The sequence below is a fragment of the Micromonospora sp. WMMD734 genome, assembly GCF_049178975.1.
Lineage (GTDB): Bacteria > Actinomycetota > Actinomycetes > Mycobacteriales > Micromonosporaceae > Micromonospora > Micromonospora wenchangensis.
On the sequence record NZ_JBMHMK010000001.1, the window covers coordinates 4,321,476 to 4,344,717 of the forward strand.

The following is a 23,242-nucleotide window of genomic DNA, read 5'->3' on the forward strand; positions in this document are numbered from 1 at the left end:
TCCGGATCCCGACCGGCCGGCAGCCGTGGTATTCCTGGACGACCGCGAGATGCGCGTCTGGTGCCGCTGCGGCGCGCCGGCGCTCACGTGGACCCTGAGCAAGGAGCGATCGTGGACCATCCCGCTACCCTGCCGCTGCTCCGCGCGTGGTCGGCGCAGGACCGCGCTGCGCGGCTCATGCTGCTCGACGGGGTCGAGCCGCCCGGGCCCGTCGCGCTGCGCAGCCGCTACCGTCACTTGCACGACCCCTGCGCGCCTCTCGGGCCGCTGTCTCCCGGACTGGAAGAGACAGCGTGGCACACGATCCTTGATCTGGAGACCGAGGGCGACCTGGCCCTGCAATCCGGCGATCTGGACCGCGCGGCCGCGATCTTCGAGCGACTGGCGGGCTTCGAGCCCACGGCCGGCCACCGGGTGGTGCTGGTGCACGCTCGGATCGGGACGGGCGACGTCGCGCGGGCGCGCGACCGCATCGACGACGCCATTGACGCGTACGAGGAGGCCGTGTCGGTTGCTGTCGGCGATGGTTACCGGTTCGGGGAGCTGCGTGCGAGCGTGCCTCTGGGGTACCTGTCGCTGGCGTACTCGACGGGCAGGACTGCCGAGGAGTGGTTCCGGCGTGCCGAGACGCTCGCCACCGAGCTCGGTGACCTCCTGTACGGTGCGAACGCTGCGCTGGGCCTCGCCGAGTGCGCCGAGCGCGCGAAGGACCTGGACGGCGCGATCGAACTGGCCCGCACCGCGTTCGCCGCGTTCACCCGGGTCGGTTCGCCGATCGGCAGGGCCAACGCCGCCCACCGGGCGGGTGCGCTCCTGCACCGGGCGGGCCGGCTCGACGAGGCGGTGCCGCTGCTGGAGGAGGCGCACGGCCTGTACACCGAGATCGGCGACCCGGTCGGGCTGACCAATACGCTCAGCGGCCTGGGTGACCTCTTTCTCGACCGCAGGGAGTTCGACGTCGCGCAGCGGTGGTACGCCGAAGGCCTTCGCCAGGCGGAGGCCGCCCGGCTCCCACGTGCCCGGGCCCATGCCCTGCAGGACATGGCCCGCCTCGCCAGGGGGCGGGGCGAGTGGCAGCAAGCGATCGAGGAGTTCGGCCGGAGCCTCGCCGCCTATCGGGAGATCGATGACATCGGCGGCATATGGCACGCCCTCGACAAGATGGCCGAGGCGCAGGCACATCTCGGGCAGGTGGAGGCCGCCGCGCGAACGCGACTGGAGTCGATCTACTCGATCGAAGAGTTCCGGGCCGCGCACCGCGACGAGTCCTCCCAGCGGGAGTACCGCGACCGGTTCGAGCTGGCCTACTCCCGGGCACTCGCGGCAGTGGCGGACGCCGACGATGCGGCGGCGTTCGCCGTGGTGGCAGACTGCCTCGCGGGCCGGCGCCTGGCCGGTCTGATCGCAGGTGGGATGCCGGACAAGGCTTTCGGCGAGCTCGACCTGCTCCAGGACCTTCTGGTACGCGCCGACCAACGGCTGAGGGGCGACCGGCGGGATCGCATCCGCCTGCTCGGCGCCTTTGGGATTCGGCACGGGTTGGCTGGCCAGGCCGAGGCATCCCTCGACGACCAGCTGGCCGCGGTCTACCTGCCACCGGCGCGCGACGGCAAGCCGATGCTGGCCGCCTTACCTCCCGCAGCTCACCTCCTCTATGTTCTGGTCGACCCGGCAGAGGTGAACCGGATCTGGTGGCTGTGGCGCGCGCCGGACCGGCCATACCGGATCGGTACGACCGCCCTCGACGAAGCCGCACGCGAGGTCCTGGGTCGGCTCGGCGATGCCAACGAGCGGATCAACCTGTTTATCGAGGACTTGAGGCCGATGGCCGCGGCCCTACCTCCGGAACTGCTCCGGTCGCTGCTCGATGAGCCCGAGCCGACGCTGCTCATCGTGCCCGTCGGTGCGTTGTGGATGGTGCCGTGGGGCGGCCTGCCCCTCGCCGACGGTGTCGTGCTCGGCGAGCATGTCCGGTACGCGGTCTGTCCGTCGCTGACCGTCCAGCGTCAGCTTGCGGCCCGTCGGAAGGGCCTGTCAGCTTCCTCCGTGACGGCCGACACGTGGCGCAGCCCGTACGTCCTGCACCACGACCTGGCGGGAGTGGACACCCGGAGGCTTGGTCTACGCCCGCTCGCCACCTCGGGTGACGCCCGCGCACGGCTCCGTGATGGCGGCGAGATGATGGTGGTGATCAGCCACGGGCGGCCCGTGCCCGGCCTGGGCCATTACCTTGAGCTCGACCGCGACGATTGGCTCGTGCCGGCTGACCTTATCGGGGCGTCCACTCCCCGTCGGCTGGCGCTACTGGCCTGCGGGGCGGCCTCGATCACTACGATGCGGCCCAGTGACCCGGTGAGCTTGGCGACGCTCGCGCTCGCGTCCCGCTCCGACGAGGTGCTCGCGACGCTGGGTGAGCTGAGCGACTCGAAACAGGCCGCCCGATACGCAGACGAGATCCTGAGTGGCATGGTCAACACCACGCTCCCGGAGGCGGTCCACCGCGCCACCCGGTCCCTGCTGGCGGACGGCGACATGAAGGGCGAGCCGCTCTTCTACTGGGCGCCGTTGGTCGCCATCGGCACGGTTCACCGCTAGGCCTGGCGGAGCAGGTCGGCACAGTGCGCCAGGCCCAACGCACGCAGCGCGCCGTCCAACTCGCCGAGACGCTTACGGCTCTCCAGCCAGTCCCAGACGGCGGACGCCTCCCGGCCCTTGTCGAACCGGGCCCGCTGGGACGGCGGGATCTCGAAGTATTCCGCCAGGTCGGCCCAGTCGCGGTGGAGCGCCCGGCAGACCTGCACCCGGACCGGGCCGGGGTACGAGACGGACTCGCCACGCGGGCGTCTGCCCGGTAGCAGCCCGCGGCCTGAAGTCGTGAATGGGGATTCGTCGGCATGCTGCACCCGCCCATTGTCGCCCACGCGGCCTCGGCGTCAGTGTTCGCTATCGTGGCCCGATGCCCGACGCCGTCCTGGTCCTCGACCTCTACGCCGAGGAACCGGTCCTCGGGGAGCACCGGCTGCTTCGCGAGGCGGCAGTGTCCTTCGGCCGTCCGATGGTCTACCCGGCGGATCACTCCGAGCTCGATCCGGTGCTCGCGAGGCGTCCTGATCTGCACAGCCGCCAGTTCTGGGTTCTGCACTTCCCCTTCGATCTGGAACCCCCGAAACCCAACCGCCGCTACGAGGCCGCGACCATCACCATCACCTTCGACGACGACGGCGTCATCGCACTGGACATCATGCCGATGCAGCCGGATGAGGAGGCCGACATCCGTGGCATCGGCCGCAACGTCATCGCCTGGGATCTGCACCCTGCCGACGCGGAGGCCGGCCTACGCCCCCGCAGCCGGGTCATGCAGGTGGTCCTCGACGCCCCGGCTGACGCTACCGATTTCCACGGCGCCCTGGGCGCGACGCTGACGGTGGCCCGGATTCGCGGCGCCTGGGCCAGGAAGCTCGCCGCCAGCCAGACGCCGCGCCGTTTCCTGCTGACCGTTGACGGCAACTTCACCACCGAGCCGAGCCGTTAGATCCGCCGGGCCCGGGCCCCGGCTCATCCGCAGCCGAGGGTCTGCGGATCTAACGGAGTCATCTCCGCTGGCTACAGAGGGACAGTCCGGTGTCTGGGCACCGCGCTGGACAGTCCGGCAACCGGTCCACCCTTGCCTTCAACAACTCCCGACCTAGATGATGCGACAGCACTCTGTCGATCGGGAGGAACGGATGGCTGATCCGGATGAGTCCGCCGTCCGCCTGCTGCTGGTGGAGTACGAACGCCTGAAGGACGAACAGAAGACCCGGATCGGCCTCCGTGACAACCTGATCTATGTCACGCTCGCCGCGATGGCGGCGGTCATCACAGCCAGTCTGGCCTCCAAAGGCCACGCCAACCTGCTGCTCCTGCTGCCACCGGTGAGCACCGTCCTGGGTTGGACCTATCTGGTCAACGACGAAAAGGTCTCGGCGATCGGCCGCTACATCCGCGATCACCTCACTCCGGATCTCGACCCGACGGGGAAGGCATTCGGATGGGAGCGGACACACCGCTCCGATGAGCGCCGTCGCTCTCGCAAGATCCTGCAGCTCATCGTCGACCTGGGTACGTTCTGCATGCCGGCAACAGCCGCTGTGGTCATCTACTGGGCCAACGGCCCTTACCACTGGCCGTTCGTGGTCGTGTCGGTCGTCGAGCTCGCCGTTGCTCTGGCACTTGCGTGCGAGGTAGTCCGATATGCCGACCTGAACGTGTCGGCTTAGCGCTCGTCGCGCCGACCTCACTCCCGGACCGCCCCTCTGGGGCGTCAGACCCGGTTGTCCCCTGCCTGCCTACCAACCGAGAAATCCGGACTGCTCGGCGCTCGAAAGGGATGGTCCAACAGAGACCGTCAGCCCTTCGCAGAACGCGGTCGGGACCGCGCACGACTAGCATGGTCATAGACCCGCCCGCTGACGCCGATCACCCTCGGCTGAATCGGAGGACACTTGAGCCCCGTTGACGTCCTGATCATCGCCGCTCTACCGGAGGAGCTCGAAGCAGCCCGGTCGGCCACGAACGGTGTCGGGGCGGGGCAGTGGCACGAGCGGAACCCCGAGGGGCTCACCCCGTATCTGACCGGCGAGTACAAGTCGTCGACGGGCAACCGGATCACCGTGGCGCTCGCGCGGCCCACAGGTATGGGCGGGCGTCGAACAGGGCCGATCGCGACTACCCTGACCGACCTACTTCAGCCTACCTGCCTAGCGATGTGCGGCGTCTGCGCCGGCAATCCTGACGACACGGCCCCCGGCGACGTGCTCGTCGCCACGACGGTCTACGAGTACGACGAGGGAAAGCAGGCCGGTGACACATTCCAGGGCGCCCACCAGCAGTACCCGTTGAACGACCGATGGCTACGCGCCGCACAGGACTTCGATCCCTCAGACCTGCCCAGCCACGGGATCGCCACCGAGCAGGAGTCCGCAATCTGGTTGCTGGAGTGCCTCCACAAGGGACAGGACCCCCGCAGACACCCGGCCCGGCCGCGGTACTTCCCCAAGGCCGCCTGGTCGGACCGGCTGGCTCGGCTGGCGGCCGACGATCTCATCGTCTGGCAAGAGGGCGCATGGGCGCTGACCGGTGCCGGTACCGCGAAGATCGAGCGAATTCTCGCCGAGGACGTCGACGGACCTGACCGACTGCCCTTCGCCGTCCACCCCGGCCCGCTCGCCAGTGGCAGCGCAGTGATCCAGGATCCGAGGATCTGGTCGGACCTGAGGAAGATGGGAATGCGGAAGATCCTCGGCCTGGAGATGGAGGCCGCGACGATCGCCACCGTGGCGCACGAGCGCGAGGTGCCGCATTGGCTCGTCGCCAAGGGCGTGATGGATAACGCTGACTTCAACAAGGGCGACCGCCTCAAGAAGTTCGCGGCCCGCGCCAGCGCCGAGGTGCTGTTTAAGCTGCTCGGCCGACTTCTTCCCGCACGAACAGGCGGCCGAGGGGGCACGCCGCTTCCGGCGCCACCCAACGAAGCGATCCCGGGCACCGTGAAAGTCGACGTCATCCGGCGGCTCCACTTCGACTGGCAGGATCTGGCCGACCTGGTCGGTGTGCCCGGCTTCGACCGGGCCCGCTTCGCCCAAGGCGATGAGCCCCGCGAGCTGTGGGAGTGGCTGGAGGTCCGCGGCCGGCTTGCCGAACTGCCTGCGGCCCTAGCCGAGGTTGGCCGCGCTGACCTCAGCGACCTGCTCCGCCCGTACGTGTAACCGTGATCCGCCGCGCTGAGGACCCTACGGCCCCGACCTACCCCGGACGGTGAAACTCGCCGCAAACGATCCACGTCCAGCGTCAGGCTCGACGCCGCCGACAACCCCCACGACGCGATCTTCGCCTCCCGACGCGGCACCTGGCTCTCCCCACCGAACGTGCGCCGGCAGTGGCGTGCAGCCCGCGCCGACACCGGCCTCGAATGGGTCACCCCGCACACCTTCCGCAAGACCGTCGCCACCCTGATCGACAGAGAGGCCAACACCGACAGCGCCGCCGCCCAGCTCGGGCACGGAAGCAACGAGATCACCAAGAAGCACTACATCGTCAAGGCCGCCCTCGCCCCGGACAGCTCAGCCATCCTCGAACAGCTCGGCGGAAGACCAACGTCAGGAGATCCGGAGAACCCCGGCCCCGGCCCGCAGCCGACCGCATAGCCGGGCAGCGGCCGGCAGCACCACCCGCCCCGTCGAATGTGATCGCCCCACGGCGTTACTGAGGGGTTTACGGGGGGCGGTTCAAAACTACATAGACAAACATCAAGGCCCTGGCCAGCTAAACGCTGGTCAGGGCCTTTTTGTGGTGCGCCGCCAGGGACTCGAACCCCGAACCCGCGGATTAAGAGTCCGCTGCTCTGCCAGTTGAGCTAGCGGCGCTCGTTGGCAACGGAGAGAACACTAGCACGGGCCATGAGCGGGGTTCCAATCCGATACCCGGCTCCACCCTTCGGGCGAGCTTAACGGGCAAAAGGCTTCAGATCCCCCTGCCGGAGAGCGTCCGGCATCGAGCTGGTGGCCGCCATGGGGCACGATGTCCGCCAGGTACGCGAGAACAGAGGTGGGGATGGGCAGGTTCACGCGGGGCGGGGCGATGGCGGGCGCTCTCGTCCTGGCGGCGTCGCTGGCTCTGGCCGGCTGCGGCGGCGACCAGAAGAAGGAAGCCGAGTTCGTCGGCGGCACCGGGGCTTCGCCGAGCACCGAGGCGGTGACCCCGACGCAGTCCGGTGGGGCGTCACCGTCGGCACCGGTGGCGGACGGCCTGACGGTCAGCCCGGCGGACGGGGCGAAGAGCAGGCCGGTCAGCACCGAGATCAGCGCCGACCTCCCGGGCGGCGGAAAGGTCTCCTCGGTCACCCTCACCACGGGTGACGGCAAGCAGGTCGGCGGAAAGATGCGTCTGGACGGCAGTTCCTGGGTGCCGTCGTCGGCCCTGAAGTACAACACCAGGTACACCGCCACGGTGACCGGCACCGGCGCGGACGGTCAGCCCCGGCAGGGGGTGAGCACGTTCACCACGATGGCCAAGCCGAAGTCGATGATCGGCTCCGGCCTGTACCTCTTCGACGACCGGACGTACGGCGTGGCCATGCCGGTGGTGGCCGAGTTCAGCCCGGGTATCCCGAAAAAGGACCGGGCGGCCGTCCAGAAGCGGATGTTCGTCAAGACCGATCCGCCGCAGCCGGGGGCCTGGCACTGGGTCTCCAGCGGCACGCAGGCGTACTACCGGGCGCCTGAGTACTGGCAGCCGGGGACGACGTTGAGCGTCCGGATCGCGCTGGCCGGGATTCCGCTGAGCAACGGCCGGTACGGCAACGTGGACCGGTCGGCCACCGCCAAGATCGGGCGGGCCTTCGAGATGAAGGTGGACAACGCCACCAAGCAGATGGAGGTCTTCCAGGGCGGCCAGCTGGTCAAGACCATCCCGGTCAGCCTGGGCAAGAAGAGCACGCCCTCCTCCAGCGGCACGATGGTGGTGATGGAGAAGAAGGAGAAGACCGTCTTCGACACCATGGACGAGCCGGACCCGGCCAACCAGTACCGCACCGAGATCGACTTCGCTCAGCGGTTGACCTGGGGCGGTGAGTACATCCACGCGGCCCCGTGGTCCGAGGGGGTGCAGGGCCGGCGGAACGTCTCGCACGGCTGCGTGAACGTGTCGATGGCGATGGGCAGGTGGCTCTTCTCCCAGACGAAGGTCGGCGACCCGATCACGGTCAAGGGCACTCCGCGCAAGCTCGAACCGGGCAACGGGTGGACGGCGTGGAGCATGACCTGGGCGGATTTCGTCAAGGGCAGCGCGGTGCCGGTGCCGCAGGGCGGCTCGGGTCCACTGGTCTGACCCCGGGTCCGGGTCGGCGCGGCGCGCCGACCCGGACCGGGACGGGCTGATTACCCGGCGTGGTCGCGTCCCGCCCGGCGGCGTGTTTCAGTTCACCGTTCGCAACCGACGGGCGTGCCGCCGCGTCTGTGAGGGACGATGGGACATCGGGGACCACGACTGTGAGGGAATCATGCGAGTTGTCCAGGACCACCTGACCGGGCGTACCGGTCGACGCCGGGTGCTCGCGGCGGGGGTCCTCGCCGCGGCGCTGGCCCTCACCTCCGCCTGCACGGGCTCGGGCGGCGACAAGCCGTCGAGCTGGCAGGGCGGCGGCGAGCAGACCGCGCCGAAGGCCAGCGCGACCATCACCGAACCGAAGGCCGACGCCACCGACGTCCCGGCCTCGACCGGCATCGTCTTCACCGCCAAGGACGCGAAGGACGCCACCGTCGCGCTCACCGACGCCGCCGGCAAGGCCGTCGAGGGCAAGCTCGCCGCGGATGGCGCGAGCTGGCTGCCCGCCGGCGCGCTGGAGTACGGGGAGAAGTACACCGCCACCGTCACGGCGACCGGTGAGGACGGCAAGCCGGCCACGGCCACCAGCACCTTCACGGTGATGGCCAAGCCGGACAAGCAGGTGCGGGTGACCAGCTTCCTCGGCGACAACCAGGTCGTCGGCGTGGGCATGCCGCTGGTCGTGAAGTTCGGTCGGGCCGTCCCGGAGGACTACCGCGACGACGTGCAGCGCCGGATGACGGTCACCAGCACCCCGGCCCAGGAGGGTGTCTGGCACTGGGTCAGCCCCACCGAGGTCCGCTACCGGCCCAAGGAGTTCTGGAAGTCGGGCACGACGGTCTCGTACCGGGTGCAGGCCGGCGGGCTGCCGATGGGCGACGGCTGGTACGGCCGGGCCGACCTGAGCGTGGACGTCAAGATCGGCCCGTCGGTGGTGATGCAGGTCGACAACAAGACCAAGCGGATGACCGTCACCAAGGACGGCAAGGTCGTCAAGACCATTCCGGTCAGCCTGGGCAAGAAGAGCACCCCGTCGTCCAGCGGGACGATGGTGGTGATCGAGAAGCTGCGCAAGACGGTCTTCGACACGATGGAGGAGCTGGGTCCGGAGGAGGGCTACCGCACCAAGATCGACTATGCCCAGCGGCTCACCTGGGGTGGCGAGTTCATCCACGCCGCCCCCTGGTCGGAGGGGCAGCAGGGCACCACGAACGTCTCGCACGGCTGTGTGAACGTGTCGATGAAGGACGGTGCCTGGCTGTTCGCCAACACCAAGATCGGTGACCCGATCACGGTCAAGGGCACCGAGCGCAAGCTCCAGAACGGCAACGGCTGGACCGACTGGAACATGAGCTGGGACCAGTACGTCAAGGGCAGCGCCCTGCCGTACGACCCGGACGCCGGGCAGCCGGACGCCGGTGCCTCGCCCGACGCCACCGGGGAGCCGAGCGCCGAGCCGACCCCCTGACCGACCGCAGCCGGCCAGCCGGGTCCTGATCGACCGGCACGCACCGACCTTCCACGACCGGCCCCCGCCACCAGGCGGGGGCCGGTCCACGTGCGGGGTGTGACGCCCGCCGGGCCAGCCCCCGGTTCTCCCCTGGAACGACTCAGGCCCCCTCGACTGAGGGGGCCTGAGCTGAGGTGGAGCAGATCCATCAACCGGGTGACTGATGGGAATTGAACCCACGACAACCGGGACCACAACCCGGTGCTCTGCCAACTGAGCTACAGCCACCATGCCGTCCGCGCCGGTTTCCCGGGCGGGTGCGGACTAATAATAGCCACACCCGGGCGGGGCCCGTCCAGCGGGTTCGGCCCCTCGGTGACCGCCTGCCTAGAGCTGCGCCGCGATCGCCTTGGCCGTCTCGACGTCCGGGCCGGGCAGCGGCACGAACAGGGTGCGCCGGTAGTACTCCAGCTCGCGGATGCTCTCCCGGATGTCGGCCAGGGCCCGGTGCGCCAGCCCCTTGCGCGGCTGGCCGAAGTACACCCGGGGGTACCAGCGCCGGCACAGCTCCTTGATCGACGACACGTCGATCATGCGGTAGTGCAGGTGGGCGTCGAGCCGGGTCATGTCCCGGGCGATGAAGCCCCGGTCGGTGGCGATCGAGTTGCCGCACAGCGGCGCGGTGCGCGGGTCCTTCACGTGGCTGGTGACGTACTCCAGGACCAGGTCCTCGGCCTCGGCGAGGGTGACCGTGGAACGGCGTACCTCCTCGGTGAGACCCGACTTGGCGTGCATGGTGCGGACGATCTCCGGCATCGCCTCCAGGGCCGCCTCGTCGGCGTGGATGACCACGTCCACACCCTCCCCCAGCACGTTGAGGTCGGGGTCGGTGACCAGTGCGGCCACCTCGATCAGCTTGTCGCTGCCGAGGTCGAGCCCGGTCATCTCACAGTCGATCCAGACGAGAAGGTCAGCCACCGGAACAGACTACGCGCAGCCCAGGTCCCCGCGCCTCGGCACTGTCGCGGGGTGGGACCGCTAGGGTTTCCCCGTGCCCGCCGAATCCGTCGCGTCCCCCGTCACCACCCCGGAGGACCAGCGAAGTCGTACGGTCCGCCGGGTCGTCACGGTGCTGGCGCTGGCGGCCGTGCTGCCGGCGCTCTACCTGCCGGGCCTGGTGCACGACTTCTTCGATCTGAAGATCTACATGCGGGCGATGGACTGGTGGGCGTCCGGGCATCCGCTCTACGACTACGTGCAGCCCGACCGGGTTCAGGGTGAGTTGTACTTCACGTACCCGCCGTTCAGCGCCCTGCTGCTGCGGCCGTTCGGGGTGCTGCCGCTGGGCCTGACCATCGTCATCTTCACGGCGCTGACCTGCGTCGCCGTCGTGGTCACCACCCGCTGGCTGGTGCTGCCGGTGATCGCCCGGCACGGTCTGCACCGCAGGTACGCGCTCACCGTGGCGGTGCTGCTGGTCTTCGCGGTGGAGAGCACCCGCGAGACGATCACCTTCGGTCAGATCAACATGCTGTTGGTGGTGCTGATCCTGGCCGACCTGCTCTTCGCCGTACCGCAGGCACGACGCTGGGCCGGGGTGGGCGTCGGGCTGGCCACGGCGCTCAAGCTGTTCCCGGGCATCTTCATCGTCTACCTGCTGGTGACCCGGCGGTGGCGGGCGGCCGTGGTGGCGAGTGTCACGGCCGCAGCGGCGACGCTGCTGGCCGCCGCGGTGGCCCCCCGCGACTCGTGGCGGTTCTGGACCCACGAGCTGTGGGCCACCGACCGGGTGGGGCGCACCGACTACACCGGCAACCAGTCGCTGTTCGGCCTGCTCAGCCGGATCGACGCGCCGCAGGAGCCGAACCGGCTGCTCTGGCTGGTGCTGGTCGTGGCGATCCTCGGGTACGGGTTGTGGCGGGCGGCCCGCGCCGCCGGGGCCGGCGACTGGCTGACCGGCCTCACCCTCACCGGGCTGGTCGGCGGCCTGGTCAGCCCGATCACCTGGACCCACCACATCTACTGGTTCATCCCGGCGGTGGTGGTGCTGGTGGACGCGGCGCTCGACGCCGACCCTTCGACCCCGGCGGGGGCGCGCCGTCGGCGGCGGCTGCTCACCCTCGCCACCGGCACCGGCCTGGTGATCGTCTACGGGGTGGTCTCGTTCTACGACTGGGGGGTGGCGCCGGCCCGCACGGACACCCCCTGGGAGTTCCTGCTGCGTAACGCGTACGTGCTGCTGGCGCTGCTGCTGCTCGTGCTGCTGCCGGTCCGCCGGGAGCGCAGCCGGGAGCGGGAGCCGGTGCACGCCACAGGCCGGCAGCACCAATAGGACAGATATTCCCTTCTCCGACCTTTGGCGCTAATCTGGGGTCAGTCGGTCACGACCCACAGCACACCGATCCCCCGGTGAGACGGCCCTCCGCGTCGGCAGCGCGGAGGGCCGTCACCGCGTCCGGGCCTGTCCGGCACCGCGTCGGGGGGGGCGGCGACGCGACCGGCCCGCCGGACGGGGTCCGACGGGCCGGTGCGGGTGGTACGGGTCAGGACTTCGGCGTCGGCTCCCGCCTCGTCCGGGCGAAGGCCAGCCCACCGAGGGCCAGCCCACCGAGGCCGGCCAGCAGACCGGCGACGCCCAGCACGACCGCCGTCGAACCCGCGTCGTCGTCATCGTCGTCGTCCTTCGCGGCCGGCGCGCCCGCCGCCGCCGGTGCCGCCGAGGGGGACGCGGCCGCCGCCGTCAGGGTCAGCACCGGCGCCGGGTTCTCCGGCTCCTCCGCACCCGGCGTGGGCTCCTCGATCCAGCGCGACACGTTGCCGTCGGAGTAGGTCTGGAGCGTCTTGAGGACCATCTTGTCCACCTGCGGCAGCGGACCCAGCGAGATCGGGAACTCCTGGAACTCGCCAGGCTTGACGCCGCCACCGGCGGCGGCCGTCCAGGTGAGCTTCGACACCGCCTCGGTGAGCTGGCTGCCGTGCACCTCGATCGGCGGGTCCACCTTGCGCTTCTCCACCGCCACCGTCCACCCCGGCACCGGCATCGTGGAAACCGAGCCGACCGGGGCGTTCTCCGGCAGGTTCACCTCGATCTTGACGGTGGACGCGGTGTCGCTCTCGTTGGGCACCCGGATGGCGAACCGGCCGTAGCTGCCCTGGGTCGCCTCCTTCGGGTTGACCGTGACGTGCGCCGCGGCCGGCCCGGCGAAGCCGAGCACCGTGGCGGTGACGGCGGCGAGGGTGAGCGCGGCGGCGGATGCGGAGCGCCGGAGACGGATCATCGGGGACGGGCCCTTCTCTACGTGATCGGCACGGTGGCGGTCACCGTGGCCTGGTCGATGTCGGACGTACGGACCGTGAAACGCAGTTGCCACTCACCCGCCGACGGGAAGCTGAACTCCCCCGTCGCATGGTTGTCGGTGAGCTTGAGCAGTGGGATGTCGATCGGTTCGACGCCGGCCGAGGGCAGCGCGGCGGTGGCCTTCCACTCCACCACCGGCTGCGGCCGGTTGTCAGGCGTGTAGGCGTACAGGTGCATCGAGTTGTTGCCCCGCTCGGCCGGGTCCAGCTCCACCTGCAGTGAGTAGAGCGGGCTGGTCAGCGTGGTCGAGTAGTAGCCGGCGTCGGCACCGGACCCCCCGTCGACGGTGGTCCGGGCCGGCGGGGTCTGCACCAGGGTCGCCGTCACGCCCAGGATCACCGCGGTGACCGCCAACTCCACCCAGACCGCGCGCCGCACCGGCAGCGGCCGGGCCGCCGCGGTCCGCCGGCGCACCAACTGTCGGGAGTACGCGGCCACAGCCACCACCAGCGCGAACAGCCCGATCTTGGCGAGCAGCAGCCGACCGTACGTGGTGCCGGTGAGCGCCTCGACGCTGGCCACCTCGATCAACCCCTGCACGACGCCGGCCAGCAGCAGCGCCGCCACCGCCAGCGCCGCCCAGCGGGACCAGATCGGCAGGATCGCCCCCAGCTCACGCTCGTCGGCCCGGCGCAGCAGGAACCCGGCAAGCATCACCAGGCCGCCCAGCCAGACCGCCATGCTGCCCAGGTGCACCGCGTCGACGAGCACCGACACCGCCGGGGCCGGGGAGGCCGCCGGGTGCCCGGCCAGCGGCCAGGTGAACAACCCGGCCACCCCGAGCGCGGTCAGGATGATCCCGTCGGTACGCCCCACCGGCCCCCGGGTCAGCGGCCGGAGCAGGAACACCGCCGCCGCCAGCAGGCCCAGCCGGATCAGGTGCGTGGTGCCGTACCCGCTGCCCAGCACCTCGGACAGACCCTCGCCGGTGACGTCGAACAGCCCCCCACCGGCGGTGTACGGCACCTGCATCCACACCTCGACGACCGTCGCGACGGCCAGCAGCCCCACACCGGACCAGAGCAGCCGGGCCGGCCCCCGCCGGGACAGCCGCAACGGCCAGAGCGCGGCGAGCACCAGCGCCGGGCCCACCACCAGCAGCAGGCCGGCGTACCCCAGGTACTTGGCCACCTTCACGCCCACGCCGACCACCGGGTCGGCCCGGCTGTCCGAGCCGGCATCGGTCGGCGGCGTCGACGGCGCACCCACCGAATAGGTGAACGCACCTGACACCGGGTGGCTGTCGGCGGAGATCACCCGGTAGCTGACCAGGTAGGTGCCCTGCGGCCCGGCCGGGTCCACCCCGATCGTCACCACCGAGCCCTCGAACCGGGGCTCACCCCGGTCGGCGCGGGAACCGTCCGGGGCGATGACCCGCACCTTGTCGGGCACCTTGCGGACCGACTCGCTGAAGGTCAGCACCACCTCCGACGGGGCGCTCGGCACCACGGACGAGGCCACCGGGCTGCTGCTGGAGAGCACGGCGTGGGCGCTCGCCGGACCGGCCGGGGCGAGCAGCAGGGCGACGAGGGTGACCAGCAGGCCGGCGGCGGCCCCCAGCCGGGCCAGCCGGCGACGATCGACTGCGTTCATCCCGCCATGCTCGCTGACCACGGGCCGGTACGCCCACCCGGCCACCCCGCGACGGCACGGGGCGACCTCGGCGGCCGGGGGGCCTGCCGCAGGTGGTGGGGCGTCATGACCAGGTAGTCGTCCGGCAGGGGGAAAAAGTTCCCGGCGTGAGCGGGACCATGGAAAGGGCCGAACGACCCTGCCCGCTCCCGCCACGCCGCGTAGCCTGGCTTGACGTGATCCCCGCTCACCGCGACCCCTGCGCCACCGGCCGTAGCGGACCACCGCCCGGCCTCGACCGGCCCCCGGTGCCCCGGCCGGCCACCCGGCGACCGGTCACCCCGGGGAACCCGCGAGCCGGGTGGGACGACCAATGAACGTGACCACCACGCGTACCCCGGCCGGCCGCTGGCCGCTCGTCCGCCCCTGGCTCGGCGTCGTCGCCCGGCTCGGCCTGGCCGCCGTCTGGCTGTACGCCGGCGCGACCAAGGTCGGTGACCTCGCCGCCTCCGGCCGGGCCGTCAACGCGTACCAGGTGATGCCCTACGAGGTGGCCACGGCGATCGGGGCCGCGCTGCCGTTCGTGGAGCTGGCGCTGGGCCTGCTGCTGCTCGCCGGGCTGGCCACCCGGTTGGGCGCCGGGATCTCCGCCGCGCTGCTGGTGGTCTTCGTCGCCGGCATCGCCTCGGCCTGGGCCCGCGGCCTGGCCATCGACTGCGGGTGCTTCGGCAGCGGCGGGCAGCTCGCCGCCGGCCAGTCCCCGAGCTACCTCCCGGAGATCCTCCGGGACCTGGGATTCCTGGCCCTGGCCGGATTCCTGCTGATCTGGCCCCGCACCCCGTTCTCGGTGGACGGCTGGCTCGCGGGCGACCCATCCGTGGAGGACGACGATGAGCAGTCGTAAGGGACGCAACCAGGCCGCGCGGGTGGTCCGCGAGCAGATCGCCCGGGAGAAACGCCGCAAGCGGACCCTCTGGACGTCCGTCGGCGCGGTGGTGGTGCTGGTGGTCGCCGGCCTGATCGGATGGAGCGTCTACTCCAGCCAGAAGTCGGACACCTTCACGGCCCCGCCCGGCACGAACGACGCCGGCACCGGCGTCGTGATCGGCACCGGACCGGTCACCATCGACCTCTACGAGGACTACCTCTGCCCGGTCTGCAAAGAGTTCCAGGAGGCCAGCGGGGAGACCATCAACCAGCTGGTCTCCGCCGGCAAGGCCAGGGTGGTCTTCCACCCGGTCGCCTACCTCAACCGGTTCTCCACCACGGAATACTCCACCCGCTCCTCGGCCGCGTCCGGCTGCGCGGCCAAGGGCGGCAAGTTCAAGGAGTTCACCGACGCGCTGTTCGCCCAGCAGCCGCCGGAGGGCGGTGCCGGGCTGAGCAACGACCAGCTGATCGACATCGGCGCGGGCGTCGGGCTGAACAAGGACGACTTCGGCTCCTGCGTCCGGGACGGGACCTACACGGCGTGGACCGAACACGTCACCGACGACGCCAGCAAGGCCGGGGTCACCGGCACCCCGACCCTCAAGGTGAACGGCACCGTCGTGTCCGACCGCACCCCGGCCGGAATCACCACGGCCGTGGAGGCGGCCGGCAAGTGAACCCGGCACCCCTGCGGCGGGCCGTCCTGCTGGTCACCGCCGTCCTGCTCGGCCTGCTCGGCTGCGCCGTACCGGCGTACGCGCACGGGGCGGACGCCCCCGACGGCACCGACTACCGCACCACGGTGACCGGGATCACCCCGGCCCGGCCGGGGCTGACCGTCCGGGCCGTCGAGGCGGGTGCCCGGCTGGAACTGGTCAACCACTCCGACCGGGACGTCGAGGTGATCGGCTACTCCGGGGAGCCGTACCTGCGGGTCGGGCCGGGCGGGGTGTACGAGAACGTCCGCTCTCCCGCCACGTACCTCAACCGCACCCTCGCCGGGGACACCGCGCTGCCCGCCACCGCCGACCCGGCCGCCGCCCCGCAGTGGCGCAGGATCGGCGACGACAGGCGGGTCCGCTGGCACGACCAGCGGGCCCTGTGGCGGGAGTCCGGGGTGCCCGCCCCGGTGGCGGCAGACCCCGGCCGGGAACACCGGGTCCGGGAGTGGGTCGTGCCGTTGCGCGACGGCGACGAGCCGGTGGAGCTGCGCGGCACCCTCGACTGGGTGCCGCCGCCGGACCCGTACCCGTGGTGGGTGGCCGTCGCCCTCGGCGCGCTGCTGGTCGGCGCGGCCGGGCTGCTGCCGGCCGGCACACCCGCCGGAACCCGGGCACTGCGCGGCGTCGGCGGAGTGCTCGCCGTCGGCGGGGCCGCCGCCGTCGCCCTGGTGCTCGGCCGCGAGCTGGACGCCGGGGCGCAGGGCGTCGGCGGGGTGCTGCTGGGGCTGGCCGCCGGGCAGCTGTGGCCGCTGCTGACCGGGCTGGGCGCGGTGGCTGCCGGGGGGTGGGCGCTGACCCGCCGGCCCGCCGCCGACTTCGTGCTCGCGCTGGCCGGCGCGTGCCTGGCCCTGTTCGTCGGCGTCGCCAACCTGACCGTGCTGTCCCGCGCCGTCGCCCCGGTGCCGTGGTCGGGCGGCGTCGCACGGGTGCTGCTGACCGGGGTGCTGGTCGCCGGGGTGGGGGCGGTCGCCGCCGGCCTGCTCCGGCTGCACACCGCCGCCCGCGCCGCCGCGCCCCGGCCCGCCGTCGAACCGGCCCGCAGCTGACCCGCCTGCCGGCGGTGGTCAGCCGATCGGTCGGGGGTGGAAGCCGTAGGGCAGTTCGAGGCGGTGGCGGGAGAGCAGGTCCGCGTCGGCGAGCAGGTCGACGGTGGGGGCGTCGGCGACGATCCGCCCGGCGTCCAGGATGACCGCCCGCTCGCACAGCTCCGCCGCGTAGGGCAGGTCGTGGGTGACCATCAGCAGCGTCACCGGCAGGGCGCGCAGGATCCCGGCCAGCTCCCGGCGGGCCGCCGGGTCCAGGTTGGACGACGGCTCGTCGAGGACCAGGATCTCCGGGCGCATCGCCAACACGGTGGCCACCGCCACCCGACGCCGCTGCCCGAACGACAGGTGGTGCGGGGCGCGGTCCCGGTGCTCGGCCATCCCCACCGCGGTCAGCGCCTCGTCGACCCGGGTGGCCAGCTCGGCACCGCGCAGCCCCAGGTTGGCCGGGCCGAACGCCACGTCCTCGGCGACCGTGGGCAGGAAGAGCTGGTCGTCCGGGTCCTGGAAGACGATGCCCACCCGGCGGCGGATCTCGGCCAGGGTGTCCCGGTCCCGGGATACCGTCAGCCCGCCCACGCTCACCGACCCCTCGGACGGGGTGAGGATGCCGTTGAGGTGCAGCACCAGCGTGGTCTTGCCCGCGCCGTTCGGGCCGAGCAGGGCCACCCGCCCGCCGCGCGGCACGGCCAGGTCCACCCCGGCCAGGGCGACGTGGCCGTCCGGGTACGCGTACCGGACGCCACGGACGTCCAGGGAGACAGCGGTCTGCACGTACCCGATCATGTCAGGACGACGGCGGTGGCGGCGATCGTCACCGCCGCCAGCGGCACGGTCGCCGCCGCCACCCACTGCCCGGCGGTCGCCGCCCCGGCACCCTGCCAGACCGCAGGCATCCGCCCGGTGTAGCCCCGGGAGAGCATCGCCAGGTAGACCCGCTCACCCCGCTCGAAGGCCCGCAGGAACAGCGCGCCCACCCCGGCGGCGAAGCCGCGCAACTGCCACAGGAAACGCGGGTCGTCACCCCGGGAGATCCGGGCCACCCGCATCCGGCGGGCCTCGCCGACCAGCACGTCAAGATAGCGCAGCATGAACGTGGCGATCTGGGTGATGATCTGCGGGCAGCGCAGCCGGTCCAGGCCGACGATCAGGTCCCGGGTGGTGGTCGTGGCGGCCAGCAGCAGCGACGCGAGCACCCCCAGGGTGCCCTTGGCGACGATGTTCCACGCCCCGTGCAGGCCGTCCACCGACAGGCTCAACCCGACGAACTCGGTACGCGGACCCGCGCCGAGGAACGGCAGGGCCACCGCGAACAGCACGAACGGCACCTCGATCGTGGCGCGCAGCAGCAGCCAGCGCGGGCCGACCCGGGCCAGTGCGGCGACGACCGCGACCAGCAGGGCATAGCCGCCGAAGGCCCAGAACGCCTCGCGCGGGGTGGCCACCACGGCGATGGTGAACAGCACCATCGCGGCGATCTTCACCTCGGGTGCCAGCCGGTGCACCCGGGAGGGGGTGTCCCGGTAGAGCACGTGCGCGTGTCCGGCACCCACGTCGTACCGCCCGGTCAGCCGGCGGTGCCGGCGGGCTGCCGGTCGTCACGCGCGCCGCCGTCGGTGCCGGCCGGCTGACCGTCGCCGCCGGCCGGGCGGCGGCCACGCAGCAGCCAGAACAGGCCGCCGCCGACGGCGAAGGTGAGCAGCACCCCGGCCACCCCGGACAGGCCGGTGGAGAGGAAGCCGTTGTCCACGCCCCGGATGCCGTAGTCGGCGAGCGGGCTGTCCGCCAACTCGTGGTCCCTGGCCTGCTGGGCCGGGCAGGAACCGCCGGTGATCTCGTCGTCGGCGTTGACCGTGCAGCCCTTGAGCAGCGACGAGTCCAGGCCGTCCGGGTGCGACGAGGCGTAGTTGCTGACCACGCCGGCCAGCACCAGGGCGACCAGCAGGCCGGCCGCCACGAAACCCCAGGACCGCTTCCTCACCGGGCACCTCCGACAGCCGGGACGGGGGCCGGCGCGGTCGCCGGCTTGAGCGCGCGCAACGCGTACACCAGGTCGGGTCGGACCTTGGCGACGGTGGCGACGGTGGTCGCGGTGATCAGCCCCTCACCGATGCCGATCAGCAGGTGGACGCCGGCCATCGTGCCGGCCAGGCCGGTCAGGTTGCCGCCCAGGTCGGTGGTGCCGCCGAGCCAGTACTGCACGACGAACCCCTGGGAGGCGACGACCACGCTGACCAGCGCCGAGACGAAGGCGGTCACGGCCAGGCCGGTGGGGGTGCGGGGCAGCACCCGCAGCAGGCCGGCGATCAGCAGGTACGCCGCCGCGGTGCCGAGCAGCGCCATGTTGGTGATGTTCAGGCCGAGCATCGCGACGCCGCCGTCACCGAAGACCAGGGCCTGCACGATCAGCACCACCGACACGCAGAGCGCGCCGACCCAGGGGCCCACCAGCAGGGCGGCGAGCGCGCCGCCGAGCAGGTGACCGGAGACCCCGGCCGTGAAGATCGGGAAGTTGAGCATCTGCACGGCGAAGATGAACGCGGCGACCAGGCCGGCCATCGGCGCGAGCCGGTCGTCCAGGTCACGTCGGCCGCGCAGCACGCAGAAGGTCAGGGCGGCCAACGCGACGGCGGCGAAGATCCCCGCGACCGGACCGTTGATGATGCCGTTCGAGATGTGCATCGCCAGGGTTTCCACATGACCTCCAGTCGGCCGGCAGGCCCAGCCTATTTCCCGGCCCGGGTTGTTGCCAAGATGCGGCAACAAGGCATGGCGTTGTTCACCAGCGGGCCACCGCCGGGCCCCTCACCGGCCGCCGTCCCGCACGCTGCGGGAACGCAGGGACGGGCGCGCGCCGCACCGGGCAGTGCCGGGCGGCGGGGGAACACCCCGGGTGTCCCGGCGGGGATCGGCCGGGGCGGCGCAGCCCGGCGGTAGGGTCGTCGCCATGACCGCGCCCGACCGGCTCGCCCCCGGCGACCCCGCCCCCGACTTCACCCTCCCCACCGACACCGGGGAGACGCTCTCCCTGGCCGCGCTGCGCGGTCGCCGGGTCATCCTGTACGCCTACCCGGCCGCGATGACCCCCGGCTGCACCAAGCAGGCCTGCGACTTCCGCGACTCGCTCGCCTCGCTCCAGGCCGCCGGTTACGAGGTGGTCGGCATCTCCCCCGACCAGCCCGCCAAGCTGGCGAAGTTCCGCGAGCGCGACGCCATCACCTTCCCGCTGGTCGCCGACGTCGACCGGGCGGTGCTCACCGCGTACGGCGCCTTCGGCGAGAAGCAGTCCTACGGCCGTACGGTGACCGGGGTGATCCGGTCCACCTTCGTCATCGACCCGGACGGGAAGATCGAGCACGCGTTCTACAACGTCAAGGCCACCGGCCACGTCGCCAAGCTGCGCCGGGACCTCGGCCTCGACTGAACGCGTCACACCCCGCCGCTACTGTGCGCGCATGACCCGATACAGGTACACGCCGGAGATGCTCGCCGAGGCGGCAGCGCAGTCCCGCAGCGTCGCCGACGTCATGCGTGTTCTCGGGGTGCGGTTCAGCGGGGGTTCGCACGCGCACATCAGTCGTCAGCTCAACCGACTGGGCATCGACACGTCCCACTTCACCCGCCGGACGGGCGGGAGTGGCCGACCGTCCGGGCGGCGCACCCCGTCGGTCCAGGTGTTGCGTCCGCTGCCGGCGGGTTCCCGACGCGTGCCGGGGGCCCGCCTCAAGGCCGCGCTGCGGGACATCGGCGTCCCCGACGAGTGCGAGGGGTGCGGCACCGGCCCGGTCTGGCAGGCCCGGCCGCTGACCCTGCACGTCGACCACCTCACCGGTGACTTCCTCGACAACCGGCCACCGAACCTGCGTCTGCTCTGCCCGAACTGCCACAGCCAGACCCCGACCTACGCCGGACGTCACCGGTCCGGCGTCGGGGCCCGCCCGGCCGCCGCGACGCCCGACATCACCGTCCCGCCACCGACCGCGTCCCGTCCACCGGCTGCGGCACCTGTCGGCGCGGAACGGGTCGCCGAAGTGATCCGGCAGGTCGAGGCGGGTGCCCTCGGGCCGAGCGAGGCGGCCCGGCGAATCGGCTGCCACCGCAACCACATCGCCCGGCTCCGCCGCCGGCTCGCCACCACCGGCACCGTCGCCAGCCCGCTCCGACCGCGCAGCGGCCCGCCGCACCAGGAAACCGTCATCCGGTACGCGCTGGCCCGTCCCGATCTGGGGCCCCGGAAACTCGCCGCGTTCATCCGCGAGGCGACCGACGACGTCTGCGTCGTCAGTCACGGGACGGTATCGAACATCCTGCGCCGGGCCGGGCTCTCCACCGTTTCCGCGCGACGCTCTAAACTCTGACCCGAGCGGGAGTGGCGGAATGGCAGACGCGGTAGGTTTAGGTCCTATTGTCCGAAAGGACGTGGGGGTTCAAGTCCCCCCTCCCGCACCACACGACCCTGTCGGGAGGGTCACGATCGCGGGCGTACGACGCGTCGGCGCAGCAGGATCGGCAGGGTGAGCCTGCGTTTCGTCCTCGACCCCGACCTCACCCCCGCCCTGCGCGAGCAGATCGTCGACCTCTGGGTCGACGTCACCAACGCCGGCGGTGCGGTCGGTTTCGTCGCCCCGGTCACCGCCGCCGACGTACGTCCCGTCGCCGAGGCGACCTTCGCCGCCGTCACCGACGGTCCGGACCGGATGCTGGTCGGCTACGCGGGTGACCGACCGGTCGCGGTGTTGTTCCTCGCCGACAACCGGTTCGGGTTGAAGGCGCACTGGGGCGTCCTCAAGCGGGTGATGGTGCACCCGGGCACCCAGGGGCGCGGACACGGGCAGGCCCTGATGCGGGAGGCCGCCCGGCGCGCGCCCGAGCTGGGTTGGCGGGCGCTGCACGTCACGGTGCGCGGTGGGCTCGGCCTGGAGAGGTTCTACGACCGGCTCGGCTACCGGGAGGTGGGCCGGCTGCCGGGCGCGCTGCGGGTGGCAGCCGGCGACGACCGCGACGAGATCCTCATGTGGCGGGACCTGGACACCCCGGCCTGACCGTCCGACGGACCGCGCTCGACCGGCACCGGGTCGACCGGCGACGTCCGGCGGATCCCGCTCCCGACGGACGGGTCGCTCGGGCGACGCCCGGTGGAGGACGCTTCCGCACGGACCGGGCCGAGGCGGGCAGCGACGATGGAAAGACCGGTGGGGATCAGCCCCGGGACGCGCAGTCGACAGGTCGGCCAGTGCCAGGCTCCGCCGACGCGGCGAGCGCGGGTGGGGCGCTGACCTGCGGTGTGCCGGGCGAGCCGGTGGGGGCGACCGTCGACGGGCTGGCGGTGGCCCGGCTCGGGGTGGCGCCGGGGCTCGGGGAGGACGGCCGGCTGGTCGGGTTCTTCCGCGCGGCGGGGGCGCTGCCGCCGTACATCTTCACGGTGCTGCGCTGGACCCGGCCGGGGGACATGGTGACGCCGGTGGCGGTGACGCGGTGGCCGTACACGTCGGTGACCCGGACGGCGTACGGGCCGGGGCCGGCACCCGAGTCGATCTGCCAGTAGTTGTAGTCCTGCCGGACGGCGGTACGCCAGGCGCCGGAGCCCTGCCGCACCTCGACGGCGCGCAGCGGGTTGCCGTGCCCGGCGACCAGCACGGCGAACCAGTACTGCGACGCGCCCTCCTTGATCCGGAAGGTGAGCGGGCCGGACAGTGGCGGGTCGACCGCCGCGCGGTAGCTGACCCCGACGATGCCCTGCACCGGGTCGGCGATCCGGGCGAACGCCTCGCGGGAGAGGTCGACGTGGCCGGGGGCGCACTCGGGGCACTGGTCCATGATCAGGACACGGACGGTGCCCCGGGGGCCGGTGACGTCGAGGTACCCGCCGCAGGCCGCACCGGCGCTGTACTCGGTGGGGCCGAGGGCCACGTACATCCGGTCGGCCGGGGCGGACGGGTAGGAGCAGTTCCCGCCGGCCCCCTTCGAGTCGTAGAAGGTGGCTTTTCCCTTGTGGACCGTACTGCCGGTGGGTGGGGCCGCCAGTGGCAGCGGCCCGGCGGCGACCGGCCCGGCACCGGCCAGCCCGGCCGGCGGGGCGGCACAGGCGGGGGCGGCTCCGGAGCGTAGCGCGAGGCTCAGCCCGAGCACGGTGGCGAGCGCGGCGACGCCACCGGCGGCCAGCCAGCGGCGACGTCCGCCGCCCCGGGCGCGGCGACGCCCCGGCCCGGGACGCCCGGCGGGGGCGTCGCCGCCCGGCCCGGGGTCGGGTTCCTGGGACACGCTGCCGTCGGTCACGCCGACCGATGCTGCCGCAGGGGACGAC

At 72.1% G+C, this 23,242-nt stretch carries 23 protein-coding genes and 3 tRNA genes; 15 read left to right on the forward strand and 11 right to left on the reverse strand.

Annotated features, from left to right (window positions below; all coding sequences use genetic code 11):
• Positions 1-111: 111 nt before the first annotated feature.
• Positions 112-2,595, forward strand: coding sequence for a CHAT domain-containing tetratricopeptide repeat protein (locus ACN267_RS18305; protein WP_421489215.1), 2,484 nt, complete (start codon positions 112-114; stop codon positions 2,593-2,595).
• Here the strand turns inward: ACN267_RS18305 and ACN267_RS18310 are convergent.
• Positions 2,592-2,801, reverse strand: a complete 210-nt coding sequence (locus ACN267_RS18310) for a hypothetical protein (RefSeq protein ID WP_204956683.1) — start codon at positions 2,799-2,801, stop codon at positions 2,592-2,594. The two genes, ACN267_RS18305 and ACN267_RS18310, sit on opposite strands and share 4 nt — an antisense overlap.
• Positions 2,802-2,956: 155 nt before the next feature.
• On the opposite strand from ACN267_RS18310, the gene ACN267_RS18315 reads away from it, so the two are divergent.
• The 4 genes from ACN267_RS18315 to ACN267_RS18330 all read left to right on the forward strand — a co-directional run bounded on the left by ACN267_RS18315 (position 2,957) and on the right by ACN267_RS18330 (position 6,185).
• The gene (locus ACN267_RS18315) at positions 2,957-3,532 is read left to right on the forward strand and encodes a hypothetical protein (RefSeq protein ID WP_204956682.1); all 576 of its coding nucleotides are present in this window, start codon (positions 2,957-2,959) and stop codon (positions 3,530-3,532) included.
• A gap of 193 nt (positions 3,533-3,725) precedes the next feature.
• Positions 3,726-4,259 (forward strand): hypothetical protein, encoded by a 534-nt coding sequence (locus ACN267_RS18320; RefSeq protein ID WP_281900067.1) that lies wholly within the window; start codon positions 3,726-3,728, stop codon positions 4,257-4,259.
• A gap of 225 nt (positions 4,260-4,484) precedes the next feature.
• The gene (locus tag ACN267_RS18325; RefSeq protein ID WP_421489216.1) at positions 4,485-5,747 is read left to right on the forward strand and encodes a hypothetical protein; all 1,263 of its coding nucleotides are present in this window, start codon (positions 4,485-4,487) and stop codon (positions 5,745-5,747) included.
• 15 nt (positions 5,748-5,762) lie between these two features.
• On the forward strand, positions 5,763-6,185 hold the full coding sequence (locus ACN267_RS18330) for a tyrosine-type recombinase/integrase (RefSeq protein ID WP_421490441.1): 423 nt from the start codon (positions 5,763-5,765) through the stop codon (positions 6,183-6,185).
• Between the two features lie 143 nt (positions 6,186-6,328).
• Here ACN267_RS18330 and ACN267_RS18335 read toward each other — a convergent pair.
• Positions 6,329-6,404 (reverse strand) — tRNA-Lys (locus ACN267_RS18335).
• A 187-nt stretch (positions 6,405-6,591) separates the two neighbouring features.
• Between ACN267_RS18335 and ACN267_RS18340 the strand changes: the two genes are divergently transcribed.
• Both ACN267_RS18340 and ACN267_RS18345 read left to right on the forward strand, forming a co-directional pair.
• Positions 6,592-7,866: an Ig-like domain-containing protein gene (locus ACN267_RS18340; RefSeq protein WP_421489217.1), complete on the forward strand. Its 1,275-nt coding sequence runs from the start codon at positions 6,592-6,594 to the stop codon at positions 7,864-7,866.
• 172 nt (positions 7,867-8,038) lie between these two features.
• Positions 8,039-9,331: a L,D-transpeptidase gene (locus tag ACN267_RS18345; protein WP_281900123.1), complete on the forward strand. Its 1,293-nt coding sequence runs from the start codon at positions 8,039-8,041 to the stop codon at positions 9,329-9,331.
• Between the two features lie 197 nt (positions 9,332-9,528).
• On the opposite strand, the gene ACN267_RS18350 is transcribed toward ACN267_RS18345, so the two are convergent.
• Both ACN267_RS18350 and orn read right to left on the reverse strand, forming a co-directional pair.
• A tRNA-His gene (locus ACN267_RS18350) sits at positions 9,529-9,601 on the reverse strand.
• Positions 9,602-9,700: 99 nt separating this feature from the next.
• Entirely contained in the window at positions 9,701-10,291 is a 591-nt protein-coding gene (orn, locus tag ACN267_RS18355; RefSeq protein ID WP_088641757.1) for an oligoribonuclease, read from the reverse strand.
• Positions 10,292-10,364: 73 nt separating this feature from the next.
• Between orn and ACN267_RS18360 the strand changes: the two genes are divergently transcribed.
• Complete coding sequence (locus tag ACN267_RS18360; protein ID WP_421489218.1) at positions 10,365-11,645, forward strand: glycosyltransferase family 87 protein; 1,281 nt, start codon at positions 10,365-10,367, stop codon at positions 11,643-11,645.
• Positions 11,646-11,856: 211 nt separating this feature from the next.
• On the opposite strand, the gene ACN267_RS18365 is transcribed toward ACN267_RS18360, so the two are convergent.
• Together ACN267_RS18365 and ACN267_RS18370 are read right to left on the reverse strand one after the other, a co-directional pair.
• A complete protein-coding gene (locus tag ACN267_RS18365) occupies positions 11,857-12,591 on the reverse strand; it encodes a YcnI family protein (protein WP_421489219.1) in 735 nt (244 codons plus the stop codon).
• A 17-nt stretch (positions 12,592-12,608) separates the two neighbouring features.
• The gene (locus ACN267_RS18370) at positions 12,609-14,264 is read right to left on the reverse strand and encodes a copper resistance CopC/CopD family protein (RefSeq protein ID WP_421489220.1); all 1,656 of its coding nucleotides are present in this window, start codon (positions 14,262-14,264) and stop codon (positions 12,609-12,611) included.
• 352 nt (positions 14,265-14,616) lie between these two features.
• Between ACN267_RS18370 and ACN267_RS18375 the strand changes: the two genes are divergently transcribed.
• From ACN267_RS18375 to ACN267_RS18385, 3 genes are read left to right on the forward strand one after another with little or no spacing between them, the layout of a single operon-like run.
• The gene (locus ACN267_RS18375) at positions 14,617-15,147 is read left to right on the forward strand and encodes a MauE/DoxX family redox-associated membrane protein (RefSeq protein ID WP_204956660.1); all 531 of its coding nucleotides are present in this window, start codon (positions 14,617-14,619) and stop codon (positions 15,145-15,147) included.
• Positions 15,134-15,850 carry a DsbA family protein gene (locus ACN267_RS18380; RefSeq protein ID WP_204956659.1) on the forward strand — a complete coding sequence of 239 codons (717 nt, stop codon included), beginning with the start codon at positions 15,134-15,136 and terminating at the stop codon, positions 15,848-15,850. Before ACN267_RS18375 ends, ACN267_RS18380 begins: the two co-directional genes overlap by 14 nt.
• Positions 15,847-16,941, forward strand: coding sequence for a hypothetical protein (locus ACN267_RS18385; protein ID WP_204956658.1), 1,095 nt, complete (start codon positions 15,847-15,849; stop codon positions 16,939-16,941). Before ACN267_RS18380 ends, ACN267_RS18385 begins: the two co-directional genes overlap by 4 nt.
• 18 nt (positions 16,942-16,959) lie before the next feature.
• Here the strand turns inward: ACN267_RS18385 and ACN267_RS18390 are convergent, their stop codons facing one another.
• Genes ACN267_RS18390 through ACN267_RS18405 form a run of 4 tightly spaced genes read right to left on the reverse strand, consistent with a single transcriptional unit; the run spans position 16,960 to position 19,635 of the window.
• Positions 16,960-17,724, reverse strand: coding sequence for an energy-coupling factor ABC transporter ATP-binding protein (locus ACN267_RS18390; protein ID WP_204956657.1), 765 nt, complete (start codon positions 17,722-17,724; stop codon positions 16,960-16,962).
• Positions 17,721-18,491 (reverse strand): cobalt ECF transporter T component CbiQ, encoded by a 771-nt coding sequence (gene cbiQ, locus ACN267_RS18395; RefSeq protein WP_204956656.1) that lies wholly within the window; start codon positions 18,489-18,491, stop codon positions 17,721-17,723. The genes ACN267_RS18390 and cbiQ overlap by 4 nt, the downstream gene beginning before the upstream one ends.
• Before the next feature lie 14 nt (positions 18,492-18,505).
• Positions 18,506-18,919 carry a PDGLE domain-containing protein gene (locus tag ACN267_RS18400; RefSeq protein ID WP_204956655.1) on the reverse strand — a complete coding sequence of 138 codons (414 nt, stop codon included), beginning with the start codon at positions 18,917-18,919 and terminating at the stop codon, positions 18,506-18,508.
• Complete coding sequence (locus ACN267_RS18405) at positions 18,916-19,635, reverse strand: energy-coupling factor ABC transporter permease (RefSeq protein WP_145918134.1); 720 nt, start codon at positions 19,633-19,635, stop codon at positions 18,916-18,918. Before ACN267_RS18405 ends, ACN267_RS18400 begins: the two co-directional genes overlap by 4 nt.
• 250 nt (positions 19,636-19,885) lie before the next feature.
• Between ACN267_RS18405 and bcp the strand changes: the two genes are divergently transcribed.
• The 4 genes from bcp (at position 19,886) to ACN267_RS18425 (ending at position 21,980) form a co-directional block, all read left to right on the forward strand.
• A complete protein-coding gene (gene bcp, locus ACN267_RS18410; protein WP_088641767.1) occupies positions 19,886-20,362 on the forward strand; it encodes a thioredoxin-dependent thiol peroxidase in 477 nt (158 codons plus the stop codon).
• Between the two features lie 31 nt (positions 20,363-20,393).
• A complete protein-coding gene (locus tag ACN267_RS18415; RefSeq protein ID WP_421489221.1) occupies positions 20,394-21,296 on the forward strand; it encodes a hypothetical protein in 903 nt (300 codons plus the stop codon).
• A 5-nt stretch (positions 21,297-21,301) separates the two neighbouring features.
• Positions 21,302-21,387 (forward strand) — tRNA-Leu (locus ACN267_RS18420).
• Positions 21,388-21,452: 65 nt separating this feature from the next.
• Positions 21,453-21,980, forward strand: coding sequence for a GNAT family N-acetyltransferase (locus ACN267_RS18425; RefSeq protein ID WP_281900142.1), 528 nt, complete (start codon positions 21,453-21,455; stop codon positions 21,978-21,980).
• 157 nt (positions 21,981-22,137) lie between these two features.
• Here the strand turns inward: ACN267_RS18425 and ACN267_RS18430 are convergent, their stop codons facing one another.
• Positions 22,138-23,214 carry an expansin EXLX1 family cellulose-binding protein gene (locus ACN267_RS18430; protein WP_421489222.1) on the reverse strand — a complete coding sequence of 359 codons (1,077 nt, stop codon included), beginning with the start codon at positions 23,212-23,214 and terminating at the stop codon, positions 22,138-22,140.
• Positions 23,215-23,242 lie beyond the last annotated feature (28 nt).

Coding starts and splice junctions, on each gene's coding strand:
- ACN267_RS18315 (WP_204956682.1), top strand. CDS start 2,957: ATGCCCGACGCCGTCCTGGTCCTCGACCTCTACGCCGAGGAACCGGTC.
- ACN267_RS18320 (WP_281900067.1), top strand. CDS start 3,726: ATGGCTGATCCGGATGAGTCCGCCGTCCGCCTGCTGCTGGTGGAGTAC.
- ACN267_RS18340 (WP_421489217.1), top strand. CDS start 6,592: ATGGGCAGGTTCACGCGGGGCGGGGCGATGGCGGGCGCTCTCGTCCTG.
- ACN267_RS18345 (WP_281900123.1), top strand. CDS start 8,039: ATGCGAGTTGTCCAGGACCACCTGACCGGGCGTACCGGTCGACGCCGG.
- ACN267_RS18365 (WP_421489219.1), bottom strand. CDS start 12,591: ATGATCCGTCTCCGGCGCTCCGCATCCGCCGCCGCGCTCACCCTCGCC.
- ACN267_RS18370 (WP_421489220.1), bottom strand. CDS start 14,264: ATGAACGCAGTCGATCGTCGCCGGCTGGCCCGGCTGGGGGCCGCCGCC.
- ACN267_RS18375 (WP_204956660.1), top strand. CDS start 14,617: ATGAACGTGACCACCACGCGTACCCCGGCCGGCCGCTGGCCGCTCGTC.
- ACN267_RS18380 (WP_204956659.1), top strand. CDS start 15,134: ATGAGCAGTCGTAAGGGACGCAACCAGGCCGCGCGGGTGGTCCGCGAG.
- ACN267_RS18390 (WP_204956657.1), bottom strand. CDS start 17,724: ATGATCGGGTACGTGCAGACCGCTGTCTCCCTGGACGTCCGTGGCGTC.
- bcp (WP_088641767.1), top strand. CDS start 19,886: ATGACCGCGCCCGACCGGCTCGCCCCCGGCGACCCCGCCCCCGACTTC.
- ACN267_RS18415 (WP_421489221.1), top strand. CDS start 20,394: ATGACCCGATACAGGTACACGCCGGAGATGCTCGCCGAGGCGGCAGCG.